The sequence below is a fragment of the Roseococcus sp. YIM B11640 genome, from assembly GCF_049727625.1.
Taxonomy (GTDB): Bacteria; Pseudomonadota; Alphaproteobacteria; order Acetobacterales; family Acetobacteraceae; genus Roseococcus.
In genome coordinates this window covers 1,296,695-1,312,617 of sequence record NZ_JBBJOZ010000002.1, presented here as the reverse complement: position 1 = coordinate 1,312,617, position 15,923 = coordinate 1,296,695, and the positions used below count along the sequence as shown (strand labels likewise).

15 protein-coding genes are annotated in these 15,923 nt (G+C 69.4%); 3 read left to right on the top strand and 12 right to left on the bottom strand.

The window, feature by feature from the left end; all coding sequences use genetic code 11:
- Positions 1-7: 7 nt before the first annotated feature.
- From WJM96_RS13790 to WJM96_RS13765, 6 genes are all read right to left on the bottom strand, one after another.
- Positions 8-781 carry an ABC transporter permease gene (locus tag WJM96_RS13790; RefSeq protein ID WP_424813105.1) on the bottom strand — a complete coding sequence of 258 codons (774 nt, stop codon included), beginning with the start codon at positions 779-781 and terminating at the stop codon, positions 8-10.
- The gene (locus WJM96_RS13785; protein ID WP_424813066.1) at positions 781-1,746 is read right to left on the bottom strand and encodes an ABC transporter substrate-binding protein; all 966 of its coding nucleotides are present in this window, start codon (positions 1,744-1,746) and stop codon (positions 781-783) included. Before WJM96_RS13785 ends, WJM96_RS13790 begins: the two co-directional genes overlap by 1 nt.
- A 17-nt stretch (positions 1,747-1,763) precedes the next feature.
- Positions 1,764-2,534, bottom strand: coding sequence for an ABC transporter permease (locus WJM96_RS13780; RefSeq protein WP_424813065.1), 771 nt, complete (start codon positions 2,532-2,534; stop codon positions 1,764-1,766).
- Positions 2,524-3,294, bottom strand: a complete 771-nt coding sequence (locus WJM96_RS13775) for an ABC transporter ATP-binding protein (protein WP_424813064.1) — start codon at positions 3,292-3,294, stop codon at positions 2,524-2,526. The genes WJM96_RS13780 and WJM96_RS13775 overlap by 11 nt, the downstream gene beginning before the upstream one ends.
- Before the next feature lie 70 nt (positions 3,295-3,364).
- Complete coding sequence (locus WJM96_RS13770) at positions 3,365-4,789, bottom strand: glutamine synthetase family protein (RefSeq protein ID WP_424813063.1); 1,425 nt, start codon at positions 4,787-4,789, stop codon at positions 3,365-3,367.
- Between the two features lie 10 nt (positions 4,790-4,799).
- Complete coding sequence (locus WJM96_RS13765) at positions 4,800-6,122, bottom strand: Rieske 2Fe-2S domain-containing protein (protein WP_424813062.1); 1,323 nt, start codon at positions 6,120-6,122, stop codon at positions 4,800-4,802.
- A gap of 94 nt (positions 6,123-6,216) precedes the next feature.
- On the opposite strand from WJM96_RS13765, the gene WJM96_RS13760 reads away from it, so the two are divergent.
- A complete protein-coding gene (locus tag WJM96_RS13760) occupies positions 6,217-7,011 on the top strand; it encodes an IclR family transcriptional regulator domain-containing protein (RefSeq protein WP_424813061.1) in 795 nt (264 codons plus the stop codon).
- A gap of 35 nt (positions 7,012-7,046) precedes the next feature.
- On the opposite strand, the gene WJM96_RS13755 is transcribed toward WJM96_RS13760, so the two are convergent.
- From WJM96_RS13755 to WJM96_RS13745, 3 genes are all read right to left on the bottom strand, one after another.
- On the bottom strand, positions 7,047-9,902 hold the full coding sequence (locus tag WJM96_RS13755) for a response regulator (protein ID WP_424813060.1): 2,856 nt from the start codon (positions 9,900-9,902) through the stop codon (positions 7,047-7,049).
- A 3-nt stretch (positions 9,903-9,905) separates the two neighbouring features.
- The gene (locus WJM96_RS13750) at positions 9,906-10,955 is read right to left on the bottom strand and encodes a TRAP transporter substrate-binding protein (protein WP_424813059.1); all 1,050 of its coding nucleotides are present in this window, start codon (positions 10,953-10,955) and stop codon (positions 9,906-9,908) included.
- 74 nt (positions 10,956-11,029) lie between these two features.
- Positions 11,030-11,554 (bottom strand): helix-turn-helix domain-containing protein, encoded by a 525-nt coding sequence (locus WJM96_RS13745; RefSeq protein ID WP_424813058.1) that lies wholly within the window; start codon positions 11,552-11,554, stop codon positions 11,030-11,032.
- Between the two features lie 362 nt (positions 11,555-11,916).
- On the opposite strand from WJM96_RS13745, the gene WJM96_RS13740 reads away from it, so the two are divergent.
- Complete coding sequence (locus WJM96_RS13740; RefSeq protein ID WP_424813057.1) at positions 11,917-14,100, top strand: sensor histidine kinase; 2,184 nt, start codon at positions 11,917-11,919, stop codon at positions 14,098-14,100.
- A 23-nt stretch (positions 14,101-14,123) separates the two neighbouring features.
- A complete protein-coding gene (locus tag WJM96_RS13735; protein ID WP_424813056.1) occupies positions 14,124-14,828 on the top strand; it encodes a response regulator transcription factor in 705 nt (234 codons plus the stop codon).
- Here WJM96_RS13735 and WJM96_RS13730 read toward each other — a convergent pair.
- Genes WJM96_RS13730 through WJM96_RS13720 form a run of 3 tightly spaced genes read right to left on the bottom strand, consistent with a single transcriptional unit; the run spans position 14,818 to position 15,916 of the window.
- Positions 14,818-15,297: a GlcG/HbpS family heme-binding protein gene (locus WJM96_RS13730; protein ID WP_424813055.1), complete on the bottom strand. Its 480-nt coding sequence runs from the start codon at positions 15,295-15,297 to the stop codon at positions 14,818-14,820. The two genes, WJM96_RS13735 and WJM96_RS13730, sit on opposite strands and share 11 nt — an antisense overlap.
- Complete coding sequence (locus tag WJM96_RS13725) at positions 15,294-15,608, bottom strand: 2Fe-2S iron-sulfur cluster-binding protein (protein ID WP_424813054.1); 315 nt, start codon at positions 15,606-15,608, stop codon at positions 15,294-15,296. Before WJM96_RS13725 ends, WJM96_RS13730 begins: the two co-directional genes overlap by 4 nt.
- Positions 15,605-15,916, bottom strand: a complete 312-nt coding sequence (locus WJM96_RS13720; RefSeq protein WP_424813053.1) for a hypothetical protein — start codon at positions 15,914-15,916, stop codon at positions 15,605-15,607. The genes WJM96_RS13725 and WJM96_RS13720 overlap by 4 nt, the downstream gene beginning before the upstream one ends.
- Positions 15,917-15,923 lie beyond the last annotated feature (7 nt).

The window sequence follows — 15,923 nt, the reverse complement described above, 5'->3', positions numbered from 1 at the left end:
TGCTGCCCTATTCATTCTGGGCCCCCAGGGCGAAGTACCAATGCAACGCGCGGCGCTCGAATGCAAGGAAGCCGCGATTGAGCACATAGCCGAGCACGGCGAGGAGGATGACGGTCGCATACATCTCCGGCGCGCGGCCGGCGAACTGCATCATGACGAGGTAGTGGCCCACGCCCTGCTCGCCCGCGATCATCTCGGCCACCACGGTGACGACGAGCGCCAGCGCCAGGGCCACGCGCAGACCCGCGAAGATGTAGGGTAGGCTCGCGGGCAGGATGATGAAGGCCGTGCGGCGCCAGAAGGGCAGGTGGAAGGTGCGGCCCATGGCGACCGCCTCCGCCTCCACCGCCCGCACGCCCTGCACCGTGTTGGTGAGGACGGGGAAGAAGGCGGTCAGCGCCACGACGGTGACCTTCATCGTGTTGTCGAGGCCGAGGAAGAGCACCAGCGGCGGGATGATGGCCGGGATCGGAATCGGCCGGACGAGCTCGACCACCAAGCCGAAAAGGCGCGCGGTGACGGGCAGCGTGGCGAAGAGCAGCCCCACCACCACGCCCGCGAGGCTTCCGGCCAGGAGCCCCGCGAACATGCGCCAGAGCGTGCCGCCGACGAGCAAGGGCAACTCGCCGGAGAGGCTGTCATGGCCGAGCGCGGCGAGCACGCCGGTCAGGGGCGGCCAGTTCGGGCTGTCCACCCAGCCCAGCCGCGCCGAGGCCTCCCACAGCAGCAGGAGGCCCAGGATCAGCAGGAGGCCGGACGTAGGGCGGACGGCGCGTCCCATCACGCGTTGGCGGTGCGGAAGATCAGCGAGGCCGGAGCGGGATAGCGGCCGCCCATGCCGTAGCGCGACATGGTGGCGATGACCTCCTGCACCTCGGCCGGGGTCACGCCCTTGGGATAGGCGGGCAGGGCCACCTGGCGCAGGCGCTCCACCGGCACGCGGCTGAAGGAGGAGATGAGGTCGAGCAGAGCGGGATCGGTGCGGCGGGCGGCGACCCAGTCGACACCCTTGAACAGCGCGCGGGCGAAGCGGTCGAAGACCTCGCCATTGCGGTCCAGGTCTTCCTTCATCGCGACGTATTGAGCGACGGTGGAGCCGGGCGCCGTATCATGGATCGGCCAGCCGATGCGCTCCAGCCGGTCGCCGTGCGTGGCGAGCGCGCCGGCCACGAAGGGCTCGGAGAAGATGGCGGCATCCACCTGCCCGCCCGCCAGCGCGTCGGCCATCTGGGGGAAGGGGACTTCCACGGTGTTGACCTTGCGCCAGTCGCCGCCCGTCTTCTCCACCCAGGCCATGCCGCGCAGCCAGACGATGTTGTTGCGCGTGTTGGAGGCGATCCGCTTGCCCTCCAGGTCCTTGCCGGTCGCGATGCCCGAGCCTTTGCGCGTGAGAATGGCGAAGATGTCCGGCGGATTGGGCGTGCCCGCGGAGGCCCCGGCCACGAAGCGGAAGTCCAGCCCCTCGCGGATGCCGAGCAGGATGGAGACGGTGTTGGAGAAGACGAGGCGGAACTGGCCCGCCACCATGCCGGGCAGCCCCGTCGCGCCGCCCGCGGTGGTGGAGGTGTCGATCTCCAGCCCCTCGGCGGCGAAGTAGCCCTCGCGGATCGCGGCGTGCAGCGGCGCCACGTCCAGCACGGGGATGACGCTGACGCGCAGCTTCGTCAGCGACTGGCCGACGACTGGCGGCGCCGCGAGCGGCAGTGCGGCCAGGGCGAGCGCGGTACGGCGATGGATGTTGGTCATTCCTGGTCTCCCGTCGGTCAGTTTCGGTTGGCCGGTTGCCAATGCAGGATCCGGCGTTCGGCAAGAAGGAAGAGCCCGTTCAGCGCCAGGCCCAGCACCGCGAGGATAATGAGCCACGCGTACATCTGGCGGATCACGAAGCTGCGCTGCATGTCGAGGATGAGGAAGCCGAGCCCGCCCTGGCCCGCCAGCATCTCCGCCAACACGGCGAGCACGAGCGCGAGGCCGAGGCTGATCCGCATGCCGGCCAGGATGAAGGGAAGCGCGGACGGCAGCACCAGGTGCCACAGCGTGTAGGCCGTGCCCCACCCGTGCGTGCGCGCGGCATCGAGCATCACGCGATCGGTCCCCCGCACGCCCTGCAGGGTGTTGATCAGCACCGGGAACAGCACGGCAAGCGAAACCGACGTGACCTTCATCGTGGTGCCGATGCCGAGGAAGAGCATCAGCGGCGGCACCAGCGCGGCCTTGGGAATGGGGCGCATGAGCTCCACCAGCGGCTCCAGCAGCCGGAAGACAGGTGGGAACCATCCCATGGCGATCCCGGCCGCGACGCCGATCACGCTGCCGATGAAGAAGCCGGAGAAGACGAGCTTCAGCGTCGCCAGCAGAGGTTCCAGGAACTCGCCGGATTCCAGCAGGTCCCAGAGCGCGAGGGCGATGGCGCTCGGCGGCGGCATCAGCGCGCGCTTGATCAGCCCGCCATTCACGGCGGTTTCCAGGCCGAACAGGATCAACCCCAGCACGACGATGCCAGGAAGCCAGCCGAGGACGCGCCTAGACAGCATGGCGCGCCAGCAGCGTGTCGAGCAGCTTGTGCCGCAATTCGAGGAAGCGCGGCGCCTCACGCGTCGTGATCGGATCGCGCGGGCGCGGCAGGCCGACTTCCACCATCTCGGCCAGCGTGGTGGGGCGGCGCGTCAGCATGGCGATGCGGTCGGCGAGGTAGATCGCTTCCTCCACATCATGCGTGACGAGCATCACGGTCAGCTTGCGCTGGGTCCAGATGTCCAGGATCAGCGCCTGCAAGTCGAGCCGCGTCAGCGCATCCACCGCGCTGAAGGGCTCGTCCATCAGCAGGATCTGCGGCTCCGCCGTCAGCGCGCGGGCGATGGCGACGCGCTGCTGCATGCCGCCGGACAGCTGCCAGGGAAAGTGGTCGCCGAAGCCGGCAAGACCGACCGCTGCAAGCTGGCCCTCGGCTGCATCGCGCGCACGGCGGCGGCCGAGCCGGTGCTCGACAGCGAAGGCGACGTTGTCGCGCACGCTGCGCCAGGGCAGGAGCGAGCGCGTGTACTGCTGGAAGACGTAGACGGCCTCGGGCGGCGGGCCATGGACGCGACGGCCGCCGATGCGCACCTCGCCCGAGGTCGGCGGCAGGAGGCCGGCGGCCATCTGCAGCAGCGTCGATTTGCCGCAACCCGAGGGGCCCAGCACGGCCATGAACTCGCCCTCACGGATGGAGAAGGAGACGCGGTCCATGATCCGCGCCGGGCCCTCGCGGGTCGGGAACTCCTTCGTGACGGCTTCGAGTTCGAGAAATTCCATCCAGCCACCCTGCCAAAGCCGCTTAGGCGTGCTCCCGTTAGGAAGCGATCATGCGATGGATCGCGCGGCTTCAGAAGAGCTCAAAATATTCCCGGTGCTCCCATTCGGAGACTTCGGCCTCGAAGCGAGCAATCTCCGCGCGTTTCAGGCGCAGAAAATAATCGACAAAGGCAGAACCGAACCGTTCACGTGCCGTGGCACTGTTTTCCAGCGCCTCCAGTGCCTCGCCGAGATTGCGAGGCAACAGGGGTGCCTGCGTCTCGTAGGGCGTATCGGCCGAGGGCCCCGGATCGCGCTTCTGCGCCATGCCGTCGAGGCCGAAGGCCAGCTGCGAGGCCATGTAGAGGTAGGGATTGGCCGCCGGTTCGCCCACGCGGTTTTCCAGCCGCGTCGCCGCATCGCCCGGCTGACCCAGCGCACGTACCATCACGCCGCGATTGTCCACTGCCCAGATCGCGCGATCGGGCGCGAGGGAATAGGGCCGGTAGCGCCGGTAGCCGTTGATGGTGGGCGCGGCGAAGGGCGCCGCCGCACGCGCGTGATGCAGCAACCCGCCGAGATAGTGCATCGCGGTCTGCGACAGCAGCGCGCCGTCGTCGCCGATGAAGGCATTGTGCCCCGTCGCGCGTTCGACCAGCGACTGATGCAGATGCCAGCCGCTCGACATCACGTTCGGGATGCGCGGACGGCACATGAAGGTCGCGTGGTAGCCGTTGCGCCGCGCCACCTGCTTCACCGCCGAGCGGAACAGGATCATCAGATCCGCCGAGGCCATGGCGGGCTGCGCCTGGAAGGTGAACTCCACCTGGCTCGGCCCGTATTCCACTTCCATGGAACGCAGCGGCAGACCGAGCGCCTGGATCTCGCGCCGCAGGATTTCCAGCGCCGGATCTAGCTGATCGTAGCGCAGCTCCGTCAGGTAGTTGTAGCCCTGGGTGAGCAGCGCGACATCCGGCGGCGTGCCGGGCTGGCCGGAATCCTCGGGCGCGAGCTTCGGGTCGAGCAGCTTGAAGAGGTGGAATTCGACCTCGATGCCCGTGATGTAGTCGAAGCCCAGATCCGCGGCCTCGCCGACCATTCGCTTCAGGATGCCGCGCGTGGATTGCGGCGCGGCACGGCCATCGGCGAAGTAGGCGTCGCACAGCATCCAGCCGGTCTGAGGCGCCCAGGGCAGCACCTTGAAGCTTCCGGGATCGGGAAGGATGAGGAAGTCGGCCGCGCCCTGGAAGGCGAGGTCGCCCACGCCGCCGCCCGCCGTGAAGACCGGGAAAGCGGTTCGGTGGGAACTGTCCTTTAGCAGCAAGGTCGTGGTCATCGCGATGCCGTCGCGCATTGCCTTCGACGCTTCGGCCGCGACCAGCGTCTTGCCGCGCAGGATGCCATGCTGGTCGGGATAGGCGAGGCGGACGAGCTCGATGCCATCCGCCTCGATGCGGTGAAGAATCTCGGCGCGTGCCTGCTCGGAATGGAGGCCGTGCTTTTCTGCGAAACTCACGCGATGCGGCTCACTCGGCAGCAAGGGCGGGCGGGGCCCAGGGGGCCGCGGACCGGCGGCGCTCGACCGCCTCCCGCCAATGCTGTTCCCAGCGGGCGGTCGGGGCCATGCCGTCGATGGTGCTGGGCCCGGTCAGTTGGGCGGTCGCGGCGTCCTGCATGAGTGGCGGGCGGCGTCCTTCCTCGATCGCCGCCATGCCGCGCAGCAGCAGGCGGCGATGCGCGGCGATGGCCTTGTCGCTGCTCGCCAGATGCTCGCGCGTGCGGTCCTGGATGGCGCCCTGGCTCTCCACGGCCCATTGGTCATGCGTGTTGATGTCGTCGCCCATGCCCGTATAGGTCGAGTGCTCCTGCTCGTGCGGGTCGTAGCCGTAGTCATTGTGGCGGCCGCGGATGGGCACGTAGTCGGGCAGGGTGAAGTTGGCGAGGCGCTGGTCGCGCATCCGCTGCCGGTCGACCGGCGCACCGAAGCTCGTGAAGATCGCGACCCAGTAGCAGCGCGTGTCGTCCACCGGCATGTGCCACTGCGTGATCGTCATCTCGGCGCTCATGGGGATGACGAAGGCCTGCGGGAAGAAGCAGTTGGTGACGCGGACATGCGTCGTCGCCTCGTTGATCTCCCGCAGCGCATAGAGGCGCAGGCCGTAATCCGTGTTCTCGACCTCGATGCGCGGGCGCGAGAATTCGCGCAGCACATAGGTCATCGGCAGGTCGGAGCCGTCCGAGGTGGCGCGGAACTGCTTGCCGTAGGCCTCGCTCTGGTCGCCGTCCTCGAAGAAGCGGTGCAGGTAGGACGCGTGCGCGGGGTCGATGCCGACCTCCAGCGCCTGCAGCCAGTTGCACTCGATCAGGCCCTTGAAGGCGAAGGTGTGGCTTTCCGGCGCGGCAAAGCAGTCGAAGGCGGGGAAGGGCGGCGCCTCGCCCTCGCCGAGATACGCAAAAACGACGCCGCTGCGTTCCACGACGGGATAGGAGCGCTGGCGGATGCGCGAGCAGAGCGTGCTGCTTTCCGGCTCGGCGGGCGTCTCCAGGCACTTGCCCTCCACGTCGAAGAGCCAGCCGTGGAAGGAACAGCGCAACCCCCCATGCTCCAGCCGCCCGAAGGCGAGGTCCGCGTTGCGGTGCGGGCAGTCGCGGTCGAGCAGGCCGAGGCGGCCTTTCTCGTCGCGGAAGAGGACGAAGTCCTGGCCGAGCGCGCGCACGGGGCGCACGGGGCGCTTGGCATCCAGTTCGTCGAGAAGCGCGATGGGTTGCCAGTAGTGGCGCAGCAGCTTGCCGCCCGGCGTGGCGGGCCCGACGCGCGTCAGCCGGTCATTCTGCTCGGCGGAGATCATGAGGGGTGCCTCCAGAAGCGCCTGTTCGATGACCGAACAGTTGTGCGATGATAACAAGCGTGGATCGAAGGGCGCAACTGAAGGGAATAGACGAATGGCGCGTTTGCGCGTGCAGGATGCGGAACGGCGCCAGGGAACGAACCCGGACTTCCTCGAGGCTCTGGCCCGCGGGCTCGCGGTCTTGCAGGCCTTCGGGCCGGATCGCCGCCAGATGACGCTGGCAGAGGTGGCACGCCAGGTGGACCTGCCTCGCGCTACGGTGCGCCGTGCGCTGATCACGCTCACCGAGCTCGGGCATGTGGAGAGCGACGGGCGGCTGTTCCGCCTCACGCCCGGGGTGCTGCGGCTGGCCGCGGCCTATCTCGGCTCCAACGGCGCCTCCACCATCCTGCAGCCCTGGTGCGAGAGGTTGAGCCTCGAACTGGGCGGCCCGTGCTCCGCCGCCGTGCTGGATGGCGAGGAGATCGTCTTCGTCGCCTATGGCCAGCCGACGCGCATGGCGAGCGTGACAACAATGGTGGGCTGGCGGCTTCCAGCGTTCTGCACCGCGCTCGGCCGGGTTCTGCTCGCGGGCCTGCCGGATGCGGAGCTCGACACCTTCCTGGCCGCGCTGGAGCCCGCACCCGTCACACCGCAGACCGAGCTGGACCGGCGCCGTATCCGTGCCCGCATCCAGGCCGCGCGGCGGGAAGGCTTTGCGCTGGTGGATCAGGAGGCCGAGATCGGCTTCCGCTCGCTCGCCGTGCCCTTGCGCCGTTACGATGGGCGGGTCATCGCCGCGCTGAACCTGGGCCTGCATACGGAGCGCGGCACGGCGGCGGCGCTGCGGGAAACTGCCTTGCCGGTGTTGCGCGCCGCGGCGGAGGAAATCGGCGCGCTGCTGGTGTGAGGCCGGGGGCGGCGCCCGCCCGGGCCTTGGGCGGTTCAGCCCTGCGCTGCGTCCATGGGGAGAAGGCGCCCCAGTGCCGGCTCGAGTTCCGCCGCCGCATGGCGCCAGCTGCGCGCGGTGTCATCCAGGCCGGAACCGCTCCGCGCCGCGGCTTCCAGCGCCACGGTCGCGAGCGCCAGGGGCTCGGCCCCCAGCATGCGGAGCGCGGGCAGCAGGCGATGCGCGGCGGCGACCAGGCCGTCCGTGTCCTGCGCCGTGGCCAGGCCCGGAATGTCGCGCAGGCCCTGGCGCACCTCCTCGACCAGCTCGGCGATCAGCGCATCGGCCCGCAGGCCGAGCTCCTTGCGGAGCCGCACGGCCACGTCCTCCGGCAGGGCCGGCGGGGCCGTTCCCGCGCTGCGGCGCCGGGAAACCTCGGCGACGACGGCCAGCATCTCGGCCCGGTTGATCGGCTTGGCGAGATGCGCGTCCATCCCCGCGGCGCGACAGGCCTCGACCTGGTCGGCCATGGCCGATGCGGTGAGGGCAATGATGGGTATCTCGCTGGCCGGCGGCGGCAGCTTGCGGATGTGCCGGGTGGCTTCCAGCCCGTCCATCACGGGCATCTGCACGTCCATCAGCACGGCGTCGTAGGTGTTCTTGCGGACGGCCTCGACAGCCTCGGCGCCATGGCTGGCCAGCGTCACCTCATATCCGGCCTGCTCGAGCATCACGCGCGCGAGGGTCCGGTTGACGGCAATATCGTCCACCACCAGCAGCCGCAGCGCGCGGCCGGGCGTGGCGGGGCCGGCCGGCGTGGCGGGCGGCGGTGCGGCGGACGGCGACGCGGGCGGAGCATCGGTGGCGATTTGCAGCGGGACCTCCGCCCAGAAGATCGCACCATGGACCGGCGCATCCTCCACGCCTATCCGGCCACCCATCGCGGTAATCAGCTGGGCCGAGATCGCGAGGCCGAGACCGGTACCCACCGCTCCCATCTCCGCCGTGGACTTGAGCTGGCTGAAATCCCGGAAGAGCATGTTGCGCTGGTCCGCCGGAATGCCGGGGCCGGAATCCTCCACCTCGAAGCGCACCATCCCGACCGTGGCGCCGGAGCGGACGCGCATGACGACGCGGCCGCCATGCGGGCTGAACTTCACGGCGTTCGAGAGCAGGTTGAGCAGCACCTGCCTGAGGCGCATGGCGTCCGCCATGACGCTGGTAGGCAGGGCGGCATCGACGTCGAGGGCGATGGCGATGCGCTTGCGCTCCACCTCCGGCGTCACGAGGGCCACGCAAGCCTCGGCGAGCGGGCGGAGCGCGGTGGGCTGCAGCCGCAGCTCCAGCTTGCCGGCCTCGGCCTTGGTGAGGTCGAGCAGCGTGTTCACCACGTCGCGCAGATGGGCCGCGGCGTCGAGCATCAGCCGCAGCCGGTCCCGCGATTCACCCTCGATGCTGCGGTCCTGCAGGAGGATCTGGGCGAAGCCCAGCACGGCGTTCAGGGGCGTCCGCAGCTCATGCGACATGCGGGCCAGGAACATGCCCCGCGCCAGCGAGGCGCGCTCGGCCTCGTCGCGGGCGGCGGCGAGTTCGCCCATCGCGGTCTTCAGCGCGGTGATGTCGGTGCGGATGCCCACGGTGCCCCCGCCCGGCATCGCGCGCTCGGTGATCAGGACCCAGCGGCCGTCGGGCAACAGGCGCTCGAGGTTCAGGCCGCCGGAATGCCGCTGCTGCTGGAGGTCGGCGATGAAGGCATCGATCTCCGAGGCGTCGGTCAGCTGCGGGTACTGGCCGCGCTTCGCGCCCTCACGGATGATCTCCGCGAAATGCGCGCCCTCGCGGATGAAGGGCGCGGAAATCGCGTACATCTCGCGATAGCTCTGGTTGCAGATGATGAGGCGGTCATCGGCGTCGAACATGACGAAGCCGTCGGTCATGCTGTTCAGGGCGATTTCGAGCGTGGCGCGCCAGCGCGCCCGCTCCGCTTCCACCTTGTTGCGCTGGGCCAGCCAGACCAGCAGGGCGATCAGCAGCGCGACCAGAAGTAGCGTGACGGCGACCGAGAAGACGATCGCGCGGTTACGCTCTTTCCGCCACGGCGCGAGGATCGTGTCCATGTCGACCTCCGCCACGATGCGGAGATTGGGGTAGAAGGTCGGGCGCACCGCCGAGACCACCTCCCGCCCGTCGAGCCGCGAGGGACCGACCTCCAGCCCCGTCGAGCGCGCCAGCGGCGTCAGCTTCGTGCCAAGGCGGCTTTCGTCGTTCGGCAGGGCGGCGAGCAGCGTTCCATCCACCCGCTCCAGCCAGATCCGAAGGCCGGGCGCTTCGCCGCCGCCGCCCAGCAAGGCGGCAATGGCGGGGAAGGGGACCTCCGCGACCCCGTGTACCTGGCCAAAGCCCGGGATTCGCAACGGGCGGGCGAAGAACAACGCCCATTCGCCGGTGGCGGGGTTCCGCCCCGGCCCGCCAATGCTCAAGCCGCCCGACTGCATCCCCGCATCGACGTAGTCGGGGCCGAGCGGCACGGGCAGCGGCCGGCGCCGCGATGCCGGCAAGGCGGAGGAGATCGGCTGGCTGTTGTCGCCGACCAGGAGCAGGTCACGATAGGCGAAGTTCTGGCTGTTGACCTGCCGCAGCACGGCGTTGGCCCCGGCGATGGAAACGCCGTCGATGGTCGAGATCGGCGCGAGCATCAGAGGCAGGCCGATCAGGGTCGCGTCGACCTGGACGAAGCTGCGGTTAACCGTCGCCTCGACCGAGCGGCTGATCCGCGAGACGAGGTCGGACGCGGCCTCGACCGCCGTTTCGCGCGCGTTGATGATCAGGCGCGTGACCGCCAGCACCTGCGCGAGCAACAGAACGCTCAGCGCCAGGATAATGGAAAGGCGGATCCGGCGCGTCGGCGACATGGCTTAAGGCCGGGCTGGCATGCCGACGGAGGCGGCAAGACTCTCGTTCCAGGCGTCGGCGCAGCTCGGCCCGCAGCGGCTGAGCCAGGCGGGAAGCACCACCTCGCGCAGCAGCATGCGTCGCCGTGCCTCATCCTCGTCGCTCACGGGCACGATCGTCATGCGGCCGGGGCGGCCGTTGCGGCAGTTCGGGCGGCCGGCGTTGCAGGCGAGGCCGTCCTCCGTCTCATCCTCCGCCGCCGTCCAGATCTCGCTCTCCAGCGCGCGAAGGCCCTCGCGGATGATCCGCTGGATGTCGGGGGGCAGGCTGTTGAAGGTGGGCCGGTGGACGCCGAAGACGCTCAGACCCCAGGAGATCGCCATGGCATGGACATGGGTCGTGACTTCGCTGAGGCCAATGGTGTTGCCCGACAGCGTCCCGGTGATGGCGCACTCCACCGAGCCGTTCCGGACCGCGGCCACGACCTCCGCGAAGGGCGTGACCACGGGCGTGGCGCCGAGGGCGGTGACGACATCGGCCTGCCCGACGGAGGAGACGCGGACCCGCCGGCCCGCGAGATCCGCGAGGCCGTTGAAGGGGCGGGCGCAGAACAGGGCCTGGGCCGGGTAGGCGTAGATCGCGAGGCCTTCGATGTCGTAGCTCTCCGCCAGGAGGCGGAACAGCCGCGGCTGGTAGGCCGCGACTGTATGGCGCAGCCTCTCCATCTCCGGATTGAGGACCGGCAGGTCGGCGCCCAGCAGCTCCGGCTCGTCGGTCGAAGCGCTGGAGATGAGGATGGTCCCGAAGGGCACCACGCCCAGGCGCATCAGGTGCAGCATTTCCCCCGGCAGGATGCCGCTGCGGTCGAAGGGCTCGATCTCGGCCAGGACGCGGCCCTGCGTCAGCCGGGTGATGCGCTCCTGCCAGAAGGGGGCTTCATACCGGGTGTATTGGCTGACGCCCCAGAGGCCGCCGATGACCTTCAAGCGGATCGGCGACTGCGCCGCGGCCGGCCCGGCGCCCCAGGCAAGCAACAGGGCGCCCCAAAAGGCGAGCGCGCGAAGTGCGGGCACGTGGCGCATGTGGATCTTCCAACGAACTGATTTCCACACCCTGGCACCCCATGGTTGAGACACTTGCGGTTGGCTCACGACATGATTGTATCGTCCTGCGTGATTCCGTCATAGCGGCGGGTATTGCCGCCGTTGTAGAGTTTTGTCGCCGGTCCGGTGATTTCCCGTCCCAGGGTGGCCAGGCTGACCGCCCCCGCGCCATTTGGCTGCGCGGCCAGGACCGCCAGGACGTTGAGCATGGCGTCCCTCAGGCCCGATTGGCGAATCCGCGCCAGGTAACCGAAGGCCGAGCAGGCATCGGCGAAGGCAGGGTCGCCGGGGGGAGGATTGGCCTCGCCATCGCCGCCGGGCGTCAGGTTCATCAGCAGGGCGGCCGGGGGAACTTCCAGCACCGCCGCGAAACGGAGCAGCCGGCCGACGGAGAGCCGGGTGAGGCCCGTCTCATACTTTTCAACCTGCTGCGGGGAGACCCCGAGCCCCGCGGCGACCAAGCGCCGGGACAGCCGGCGCCCCTCCCGGAGTTGCCTGAGGCGAATTCCGACGGCCAGATCGGATGCGTCGGCGGCTGCAGGGGGCTCTCTCAATTTCCGGTTCGACACGCCTTCGGTCCTCCTGGCTTCGGCCCGCTCGCAAACTAGCGGCCGGCTCCCATCAATGGGATTGAAGGGAACCTATGCCGTGCGATAGATGAACAAATACCCGCATGGGTTGTGCAACCGGAGTTATGTATTCTTTTGTGGAAAGCCGCGTTCCAGCGCCGATCCGAGCGGCATGCCAGCGTTGCCGGCTGCCTTTCGCCCACCCACGCAAAAAAGAATCATTCCATTGAAACGCAACGCTGGTGGGGGCGTTGCCGAGGGCGATGGTTAACCTTCCCGCCATCGGAAAGGTTCTCACTTTTCGGGATTTCCGATGGAGGTACCGCCGCCTGGCCCCCCGGGAGGCGAGGAGTGCGCAACCTATGAGGGTGTTTGGGTTCAAGGACCGGCTTGCCATCGATGCCGCGGCGTCCAGCCCCCCAAATCCGGCGCGGGCACAACGTGCCGAGCGCGGCGCGCGCGATGGCACGGCGACGCGGCTGGCCCTTTTCCTGCTTTTCCTGATCGCCGCCGCCCTGACGGCGGCTTTGCTGCTCCGCTCCGTCTCGGTCAGCACGCGGGAGGCCCAGGCCCGTCTGGATGCCCTCGCCCGCAGCGCGGTCCTGGCCGCCGAGGCCCGGATGCAGCGCGTGGCGGACATGTTGCTCGGCATGCAGGGGCTCGCCGATGCCGAACTGGTATCGCGGGGCGGCGAGCTGACGCTGCCGAACGACGAATTTCTTCACTATATCGAGGCGGCCAGCGGGAGCCTCCGCCGGATCGTCGCCGACATCCTGCTCTTCGACAATTCCGGAGCGCTACTCTGGTCGCAAGGGACGGGCGCTGGTCCCCATGCCCGCGCCACGGTCACCTCCTGTCTCGACATGGCGGGCGACGCGGGGGCCGTCCAGATCGGCCGGCCACGCCGTGCCGCCATGCTGCAGCAGCCGTTCGTCTGCTTCCGGCAGGAGTTGCGGAGCCCCTCCGGCCAAGTCGTGGGCGGGCTTGGCGCCGTGCTCGATGCCGAGCTTCTTTCGGAGTTCCTCGCCGGCTCGGTGACGGGGGGCGAGCCTACGGTCGTCACCCTGATACGGGATGACGGCCTCGTCCTCGCCCGCAGCGAGGCGGCGCGTGTCCATGTCGGGGCCAGCATGGACGCGCGCTTCCTGGATAGCCTGGTGGGAACGTCAACGCCGGTGCGCCTGTCCAGCCCCCTGGACGGCCGAGGCGTGCACGCCGCCTGGCGGCGAGTGACGGACATGCCCGCGATCCTGGCGGTCGGGGTGGACCGGGCGCCCCACATGGCTTCGGTCGCCCGCCGGCAGCGCGGCCTGCTGACGATCGCGCTGGCGGGGCTCGTTATCCTGGCCCTGAGCGGCTTCGCGGCCGCGCGCGTGATCGACCGGCGCCGGCGCCGCGCCGGCCGGCTGCACGCCCAGGAAGGCATGGCGCATGAGGAAGCCGATTGGGCCGCGCAGGTCATGGCGGCCGGCGCGTCCGCCGACGCCACCTACCACGCCCGGGTCGATGCCGATGGCCTGATCCGCGAGCAGCACCTGGCGCGTGGCATGAGGGCCATCACCGGCGGTCCCGACCTCCCGGTCATGCCCGGCGGCGCCGCGGCACGTGCGGCCTTTTTCCGGAGCGCCATACGGCTCGGCCGGCACATGCGCGAGTACCGGCTGCGCCTCGCTGACGGGCGCGGCCTGTGGCTTCGCGAGCGCTGCCGGGTTTCCGCCCGCCTGCCCGCGGGCGAGGTCGAGCTGGTCGGCATGGTGAGCGACATCGAACAGGAATACGCCCAGCGCGGCAGGGCGGAGGCCAGTGCGCGGCTGGAGCTTCTCGGCAAGATGGCGGCCAGCATCGCGCATGAGATCAACCAGCCGCTGGCGACCATCTCCATGGCGGCCGAGGTGGGCATCGACCATCTCGCGCGCCCGGGCGGCGAGGAGAATGCGCGCCGCCGGCTGGAGGATATCGTTCGCCAGGTGGGGCGCATGCGCGACATCGTCGAGCATCTGCGCGTCTTCTCGCGCGCCGACCAGGGCCCCAACGACGCCGTGCTGCCCAGCGAGGCGGTGGCCGGGGCCCTGGATGTCGCGGGCGCCAGCCTGCGCCATGCCGGCGTGACCTTGCGGATCGAGGATGTGGAACGGATGCCGGCCGTGGAGGCGCGGCTCGTCCCGCTGGAGCAGGTGATCGTGAATCTCCTTCTCAACGCCCGGGACGCCATGGCGGACCTGCCGGAGGAAGAACGGATCGTGGTTCTCGCCGCGACGCATGATGCGAAGCACGGCCGGGTCGTGCTCTCGGTGCGCGATCACGGCCACGGTTTCGCGGAGGGCGAGCTGGAGCGGGTGTTCGAGCCCTTCTTCACCACCAAGCCGCCCGGACAGGGAACGGGCCTGGGCCTCCCCATCGCCTACGGAACCGTGCTCAGCTTCGGGGGTGACATGGAACTGCACAACCACCCGGACGGCGGGGCGGAGGCCAGCATCAGCCTGATCGTCGCGTCCTGCGATCCCGATGAGGTCCCGGAACTCAGGACCATCGAGACCCAGCCATGATGAGCGCCGCCCGGATTCTGATCGTGGACGATGATCCCGATTTCTCGAGCCTCCTCGCCGAATACTTGACCCTGCAGGGCTTCGCCTTGCAGACCGTCCAGGACGCCGCCCGCGTCGAGGAGGCCATCGGCGCCTTCAGCCCCGATCTGATCCTGCTGGACCAGCGCCTGGGCTCGATCTCCGGGACGGACGTGCTGCGCCGCCTGCGACTCTTCACCGACCTGCCTTGCATGATCGTGACCAACAATTCCGAGACAATGGACCGCATCGTGAATCTCGAGCTCGGCGCCGATGACGAGATGCAGAAGACGGTGACGCCGCGCGAGATGCTGGCACGCATCCGCACCGTGCTCCGCCGCCGCCGCCGGCAGGAAGAAGCCTCTCAGCCTTCAGAGCCCGCGCGGCCTGGCTGGACCCTCGACACCGGCCGGCGCGTGCTGCGCCAACCGGATGGCACCGTCTGCCCGCTGACCAATGCGGAGTTCGAGACGCTGGCGATCCTCCACGCCTCCCGGGGCAGCCCTGTGAGCCGGATGACCCTGTGCAGCAAGGTCTTCGGCCGGCCCTTCCGCGTGGGCGACCGCGCGGTGGACACGATCGTGAAGAACCTCCGCCGCAAGATCGAGCCGGCGGCGAGCGACTTCGCCACCATCCAGGCGGTCCGCACCTTCGGCTACGTTTTCGTGGGCTTCCCGGAGGTGCGGACGCCCGAGCCGCTCAGAGCTTGATGTCGGCGGCGACCGTCACGGCGCCATAGGCACCCGCCAGGAGGTCCGACAGCGCCTGGAGGCCGGCGAGGCCGCAGGCCGTATCCTGCTCGCCATTGCCGCCCGAAAGGCCGATGCCGCCGATCACCGTGCCGTCGATCACGATGGGGAAGCCGCCGACGAAGACGGCGAATTTGCCGTCGAAGCTCCATTGGATGCCGAAGGCCTCGTTGCCCGGAAGCGCGGGCCCGTTCGGCGGCGTGTTGAAGAGGTGGGTGGAGCGCTTGTGGCCTGCCGCGGTGAAGGCCTTGTTCCAGGCGATCTGCGGACCCGTGACGCGCGCGCCGTCCATGCGCTCGATCAGCAGCGGATGGCCGCCCTCGTCCACGATGCACACGGTCTGCGCCACGCCGATGGCGCGGGCCTTGGCGGTGGCGGCATCGACCATCGCCCGTGCTTCGCGGGCTTCGAGACGGAGTGCGGACTTCATGCGGCAGTGCTTCCGGGCTTGGGGGGCGGGGGCGGCCAGGAGACGGCGATATCCCCGTTGACGAAGGTCTGGCAGGCCATGCGCCAGCCCTCACCGAACTGTTCCTCGGTGAGGTGCTTGCGCTCCTTGGGCTTGATGGCGTCGGTATTCTCGCGGCCCTGCTCGATCCGGCACTTGCAGGTGCCGCAGAGGCCCCCGCCGCATTTGAAGGGGATGCCGCCCTTCTCGCGCAGCGACACGCGCAGCAGGTTGCTGTTCTCCGGCGCCTCGACGGTCTTGTTGCCGTTGGTGATGAAGGTGACCTGGATCATGCGACGGCCGGCAGCGGCGCCTTGGCGAGCTCGGCGCGGACGCTGCCGTATTGCGTGAGGTGGCTGAGCTCGTGGCGCGCGGCCTCGGCGCTCTCGAAGCTCGGCAGGAACTTGGAGGGAACGCGGTTGACGACGGGTGGGAAGACCTCGTCCACCACCGTCACCTTCATGGGCTGCTTCAGCTCCGCGATGACGAATTGCGCGCGCACGCGGCCGTGGAAGACGTAGTCGTAGGCTTCGACGGGCACGAGGCCCTGGGTCGTCTCCGTTCGGAACTGCCCGGGCTTGCTGGTCAGGATGACGAACATGGCATGC